1 protein-coding gene is annotated in these 255 nt (G+C 45.5%); it reads right to left on the reverse strand.

Annotation, left to right across the window (positions count from 1 at the left end; translation table 11 throughout):
* The coding region (locus tag SB772_RS43310; RefSeq protein WP_410838937.1) for a cytochrome ubiquinol oxidase subunit I at positions 1–255 on the reverse strand (255 nt) is incomplete at both ends.

Raw genomic sequence — 255 nt, forward strand, 5'->3', positions numbered from 1 at the left:
GGCGGTTGAAGCAAAATGCATACGTTTGCTCACGCGACCCCAACCAAATAGCATAATACCTAAGAAGGACGCTTCTAAGAAGAACGCTGTCAATACTTCATAAGCGAGTAGTGGGCCTAAAACGTTACCAGCCTTATCAGAGAATACTGCCCAGTTGGTACCGAACTGGTAGGACATTACCACGCCTGATACCACGCCTAAACCAAAGACGACAGCAAATATTTTGACCCAATGCTTGTACACTTCAGCATAGAT

The organism is Paraburkholderia sp. SIMBA_030 (genome assembly GCF_046535245.1).
GTDB lineage: Bacteria > Pseudomonadota > Gammaproteobacteria > Burkholderiales > Burkholderiaceae > Paraburkholderia.